This window comes from Aporhodopirellula rubra, from assembly GCF_014192335.1.
GTDB classification, from domain to species: domain Bacteria; phylum Planctomycetota; class Planctomycetia; order Pirellulales; family Pirellulaceae; genus Rhodopirellula; species Rhodopirellula rubra.
In genome coordinates this window covers 1-5,349 of the sequence record NZ_JACHXU010000053.1, presented here as the reverse complement: position 1 = coordinate 5,349, position 5,349 = coordinate 1, and the positions used below count along the sequence as shown (strand labels likewise).

At 51.0% G+C, this 5,349-nt stretch carries 1 protein-coding gene; it reads left to right on the top strand.

Annotated features, from left to right (window positions below):
- The first annotated feature begins 151 nt into the window (after positions 1-151).
- Entirely contained in the window at positions 152-4,060 is a 3,909-nt protein-coding gene (locus FHS27_RS30445; RefSeq protein ID WP_184310191.1) for a glycosyl hydrolase, read from the top strand.
- Positions 4,061-5,349 lie beyond the last annotated feature (1,289 nt).

The window sequence follows — 5,349 nt, the reverse complement described above, 5'->3', positions numbered from 1 at the left end:
CAAAACGAACCGACAGAGCGTGATGAAACCCTCGGTAAATTCAACTATGTTCTACCAGCATGAAATCCCGAAGTTATTTCCGAACAGCTCCTAAGCCCTCGTTTTGACCCTGTTGTGCACGTCGGCTGCCGACCACTAAAGATCAACTGAAATGAACTCCCTATTAAATCGGATCGCAACAGCACTCGCATTCCTCTCGCTCGTAATAGCGTCCCCCGTTGTTTTGCCCGCTTATGCTGCGGATGACTTGGCAACGGGTTTTCAAAAGCCTCCCGACACATCGAAACCGTGGTGTTATTGGTACTGGATCAGTGACAATATCTCGAAAGACGGTATCACTCGCGATCTAGAAGCGATGTCTCGTGCTGGCATTGGCGGCGCATTGATTGGGAATATCTTTCTAGAAGATGTCGTTGCTGGCGATGTCAAAGTGCTGAGCGAAGCGTGGTGGAAACTCATCGAACACGCTATCCGCGAAGGTGGTCGGACGGGTGTGGATATTGGGATGTTTAATTGCCCCGGCTGGAGCCAATCAGGAGGACCATGGATTGCACCTGAGCAGGCGATGCGATACCTCGTTTCTTCGGAGACTCGGGTCGAAGGCCCCGTGCGGTTTGAACAAAAGCTGACCGCGCCTGTGGATCCATTTCAGGAAGTGGTCGTCATTGCATTTCCAGCACCTAGTGAGGACCGAGACTCGTTAACACTGCATTTATCGGAAATCACGTTTGTTCCCGGAGTGGAGGCGGCGCAAGCGGCCGCGGACGGTCGCGTTGAAACCGCCGTCGAATTCCCCGCGGGTACCGATCTCGCGGTTGAGATAGATCTCAATGAGTCGCTTGTTGCTCGTCATTTGTCTCTCATCCCTAGCGATTCTTCCTGGGCTGCTGATTGCGAACTGCTTGCCGAAGCCACGAAAGGGGAGTTTCGTACGGTCAAGAGTTTTCGGTTTGACCGGTCCAACATGGCCGTTGGCGTCGGTCCAATGCCACGCGGCCGAGTCACGGTTGCGTTCGAACCCGTCAAAGCGAAGCGATTTCGGCTCGTTTTCCGCGGCATCAGCGGCGCCGCGTCGCTTGCCGAAATCGAACTGTCGGGTGCGGCAAAACTGCAATCACATGTCGAGAAACAACTCGGGAAAATGCATCCCACGCCATTGCCACAGTGGGATACTTATCGATGGCCGGCACAAATACCGCTCGATAAATTGGAGCTCGCCGTCTCGCCAACGAACACGATCGACTTGTCCGAAAAGATGGACGCAAATGGCGTGTTGCGTTGGGACGTTCCACCCGGCGATTGGGTTATCATGCGCACGGGCATGACTACCACCGGCACCCAGAATTCGCCTGCTTCGCCAGAAGGCCAGGGACTTGAAGTCGACAAGATGAGTCGCGAAGCCATCGAGCATCATTTCGATTCCTTTATTGGCCAAATTTTGCAGCGAATGCCTGCAGAGGAACGAACGGCGTTTAAGTACGTTGTAGCCGACAGCTATGAACAAGGCTCGCAGAACTGGAGTGATGATTTTGCCAGTAAGTTCCAGACAAAATACGGTTACGACCCTGTTCCTTGGTTGCCAGTGTTAACTGGTCGTGTCGTCGGAAATGTGGACCGCTCCGACCGATTTTTGTGGGACCTTCGCCGACTCGTGGCAGACAGTATCGCAGCAGATTACGTCGGGGGATTACGAGAAAAGTGCCATCAAAACGGCCTAACACTTTGGCTCGAAAACTATGGGCACTGGGGATTTCCTGCTGAATTTCTTCAGTATGGCGGAGCTTCGGATCTGGTCAGTGGAGAGTTTTGGACACAGGGCACTCTCGGGTCGATCGAGTGCCGAGCAGCGTCCTCTGCCGTGAACACCTATGGCAAACCAATGGTTTCTGCTGAGGCGTTTACTTCAAGTCCATCGCAGTTCAAAACCGTTCCGTCGGATTTGAAAGCACGTGGCGATTGGGCATTTTCGGAAGGGATCAATCACTTCGTTCTTCACGTCTATGTCCAACAACCTTGGGAAGACCGAAAGCCAGGCGTGAATGCCTGGTTCGGAACTGAGTTCAACCGGCACAACACGTGGTTCGAAAAAGGAAGTTCCTGGTTCGATTATGTGCGGCGTTGTTGCTATTTGTTACAGCAAGGAAACCGGGTGGCTGATGTTGCGTACTTTATCGGCGAAGACACACCTCAAATGACTGGCGCACGCAATCCCGAACTGCCAGTCGGTTACGACTTTGATTACATCAATGCTGAGGTGATCATTGACAGTCTCTCTGTAAAAGAGGGGCAGTTAGTTTTACCGCATGGAACCAGCTATCGTGTTCTTGTTCTTCCGGACCAAGAAACAATGCGACCGAAAGTGCTTAAGAAGATACACAACTTGATTCAAGCGGGCGCCACCGTGATTGGTCGGCCACCACTGCGTTCTCCCAGCATGGAAAATTACCCGCAATCGGACACAGAACTGCACCAAATCGAGCAGGCGATCTGGGGGACACTCGCAAATGCTAAGGAGTCGGGGACGCACACGGTTGGTGAGGGCCGCGTCATCTGGGGACGTAATCTGAATGATGTTTTTGATGAAATGGAAATCACTCAAGATTTCTTGAGCGAGACATCACTGCGTTATTCACACCGTACCGTTGGTGGACAGGAAATCTATTTCGTCGCCAACCCGGAGTCACAACCTGTTGAAACATTGGCCCGTTTTCGTGTTGGCAATCGAGCGCCGAGTCTATGGTGGCCGACGACCGGTGAAATCGATCGGACGGCCATTTACGAACAGTGGGGCGATGTCGTGTCGCTCCCGCTTCGCTTGCCTGCATACGGAAGCCTATTTGTGGTCTTTGGCGAACATCCCGCTTCCCAGAGAAGGATTGTCTCAGTTTTGCATGATAAGAAAGAGGTTTTTGATGTTCGCAAGACAGTCTCTCCATTTCGAAATCGAACCTCGCAGCAGAAGACGGCGAAGGACTTCACGATTGCAACTTGGGTGAATCCGTCTGTCGATATTTCGTTGGTCGAGGAACAGGATTCCGGTACTTCTGGGCTTGACGCCCACCGCAACGAGATTGTTGTCCCAACGCATGGTCACGAATTAGGTGGTGATTCGCACGCTGGCTGTGGTATTTCGGTTGGCAGAAATGGCGTTTGTGTTTTTGAGCATTCCGCAAACTACCTCCCTGCAACGCTTCGTTACAAAGTCCCAATCAACGATTGGACTCACGTTGCGATCGTCTATCACGACAACCAACCGCATTTGTATCTCAATGGAGAATTTGTTCATGCAGGGTTGAAAAGCCGCTACACCGTTCATCCGGGAAACGCCTCGGTGGTGTTTGACGGAAGCCACGGTTCGGTAGATCCGATTGATGGTGTTTTGAATGCCCAGCAGATTCGAAATTTGATGCAGTCCACGCCATACGGACATTCGCAATCACGTGTCCATGAAATGAAATTGTTGATGGAGGATAATCTGGTCGAAGGATTGTTCTGGGAGAATGGTGAATACTCATTCGTCGAAGCCACCGGCAAAGTGAAAACACCTATTGTCAGTACCGTTCCATCACCAATCCAAATCGATGGACCGTGGAGCGTGACGTTTCGTTCTGCCACCGGTGGTTCAACAAAGCGAGTATTTGACGAGCTTCTTGATTGGACGAAACACACGGACGATGAAGTTCGCTATTTTTCCGGCACGGCGATCTACCAAACGACATTTACGTTAGCGAGCTCAGACATCGAAAGAACGCTGCGTCTTGACCTTGGGAAGGTTGGCGGTTTAGTAACCGCAAGGCTCAATGGGAAGGACTTGGGGACACGATGGATCGATCCGTTGTACTTTGATCTCCGGGCAGTTGCCCGTTCGGACGCTAATGTTTTGGAGATTGAGGTCGTCAATCCGTGGTACAACCGCCTCGTCGGTGACGCGAAATTGTCACCCGATAAACGCAGAACATTTTTGATGCGATCGGTGGTCTCCGGCAATGATCCGCTTCAGTCTGCGGGGTTGTTAGGCCCTGTGCGAATTCACTCGGCTGAAATGCAATCTCTGGAATAGCAGCCAAAGAACGTCGGTGTATCGGCGTCTTCCTCTAAACCGTTGAAACACTTGTTAAAAAATGAATTGCTACCAGCGGAAAAGCTTCTCCATTTACCAATGCGGTAAAATAAGATAGTTCGCATGTTTCGATTCGCTCATCGCATGTTCTGGTATCGTCCTATTCGCTTTCGGTGTTTCCGTTTTTGCTGGCAAATTACTTGATCGCATAGGCGATAATTTTCAATACGCTTAGTTGCAAGCGTACCGGTGAGTTAGGTTTGATCTGCAAGACGTGGCGCCTGGGAGTGACCGCCAACACGTGCGGTCTGGGCTAATCAAATTCGAGAACCTGCTTCTCGAATCGCTAGGTAACGGCGTACAGGGGCGTGATGCGTTGTTGAAGAAAAGTATCTCGCTTGCACAATCCGCGAGGAACAAATCGCCGTCTAAAATTCACAATAATGGACTCGATCGTCAACGCAGCGGCCCGTGCTATCACGTGTCTTCGCAAGAATGCATCTGTTTTCGCATCGATGTGGCAGGCCGTGAAACCGTAGCGTTTCGATGCCGTCGTTGGATGAACGAGACGCTGACGAATCACTGCATTTGATTCGGTCCTGCGTGCCCTGATAACGCGTCGAATCTGGTTTGTCGGATAAAGTCTCGTAGCGAGAGGTCACTGCAGTACCGTCAGGCAATCGACGACATCGAGTACGCGCCAAATCGGAAAAATGAGAGCTTCGCTCGGCGAAGCCAGTCCCGGACTTGGGAGCTGGTTTGAGTGAGTTCACTTAATCATTTTGGTTGTGTTGTGGTGATTCTGCTTCAATGGTCGGAATCCCAGGAAAACGCTGGCATGACAACTCAGATAGTCCGGACTGATAGAATGCTCAGAGTAAAAAGTGAACGATGCAACACATCAGAAAACGCATTCATTTTTTATTCCGTCTTGTATTGGTGAGCAAGTGTCTGGCTCATTCAGTTCGATCCGATTAACGCGAGAACCGTCCGGCCTGAATACGCGTTATTCTTCTTTTGGCCGCGATTCAGACGATCGATCGAAATACTGTTCATCATAAAAGATGAAGCAGTCCTTCGTCTGCTTGGATACGCACGCAAAAGTACCGGGTTTGATTCATTCAATAGTTGTTCGACATCAAAGAGATCGGGCCGCTGGCGATATTCGTCGAGGAATTGGCCGACTACCTCCGACCTAAGGAGCTGTTCGGAAATAACTTCGGGATTTCATGCTGGTAGAACATAGTTGAATTTACCGAGGGTTTCATCACGCTCTGTCGGTTCGTTTT

Bases quoted from the DNA above. Each gene is read 5' to 3' on its own strand.
- FHS27_RS30445 (WP_184310191.1), top strand. From the start codon at position 152: ATGAACTCCCTATTAAATCGGATCGCAACAGCACTCGCATTCCTCTCG.